The organism is Mastigocladopsis repens PCC 10914 (assembly GCF_000315565.1).
GTDB lineage: Bacteria > Cyanobacteriota > Cyanobacteriia > Cyanobacteriales > Nostocaceae > Mastigocladopsis > Mastigocladopsis repens.
In genome coordinates, this window is sequence record NZ_JH992901.1 from 6069568 (window position 1) to 6070411 (window position 844).

Genomic DNA, 844 nt, shown 5'->3' on the forward strand with positions numbered 1-844 from the left:
ACAACTCCCAAGTCATTAATGGCATCAAATCGCTCCATCGGTCGCATATCGATGATACTTTTTGTCAATGCGTAAGTCCTATTCTTTATAAACAACCTACAAAAGGTAAGCAAACTTTGGGTTTAACCTTTTCTATCACACTATTAATAGCCCGTTCAGGTGTAGGAATGTTTAAACCAGGGGAAAGTTTGTTGATGGTTTCTACGTAACCGTTGATTGTCGCTGTGGTGCGAGCAAATTCAGAAAATCCTGAGAAACCGACATCAAAGATGCATCCTTCCATCAAATCTTGGTCTACTTTAGCTTCTGTACAGTGTTTTCGCGCTTTTTCTACTTGTTCTGACGAAAGCATTTCTAGTTTTAGATACTTATCTGGGAAACTGGAGTCTACATAATTTTTTGTGTTCTTACCAGAAGCATAATCAAACAGTGATTGCTCTTGTTTTACACGCCAACTGTTACCAAATTCCTTGTAAAGTTGGTCAAAATACAGTTTTTCGCCGCCATCAAGGACACCGGGAACTCTCAACCCAACTAGGCTTAACACCTGCTTGACATCACCATAGGTTGACTTAGATTGTAAAACATTCCCTCCATCGCGAACCTGTTGGTCGTCATTGGGGTTTCCGTTGACATTTCCCAGTAAACCAGTGTATCTCCCTGGTTGGTTGTAGACAAAGAGTGAAACGTTGAAATAAGTATTACCCCCAGCAGTGGCTTGACTAATGACAACTTTCTCACCTGTGGGAAAATCAACTGCGTAGGTATCGCCATTTTTAGCGATCGCCCCACTACCAGGTAATACTAATTTCTCACCTGAAATAACTACGGGTTTCCCATTAAC

At 41.1% G+C, this 844-nt stretch carries 1 protein-coding gene and 1 pseudogene (1 of these 2 cut by a window edge); one reads left to right on the top strand and one right to left on the bottom strand.

Going from position 1 to position 844, the window contains the following annotated elements:
• Window positions 1–75 carry the 3' portion of an nSTAND1 domain-containing NTPase gene (locus tag MAS10914_RS0129015; RefSeq protein ID WP_017319461.1) on the top strand. 2577 nt of this gene lie to the left of the window's left edge, so only the last 75 of its 2652 coding nucleotides appear in the window; its start codon lies beyond the left edge, outside the window; its stop codon occupies window positions 73–75.
• A gap of 10 nt (window positions 76–85) precedes the next feature.
• Here the strand turns inward: MAS10914_RS0129015 and MAS10914_RS35140 are convergent.
• Window positions 86–844, bottom strand: a pseudogene (locus tag MAS10914_RS35140) (VWD domain-containing protein); the annotation flags it as partial.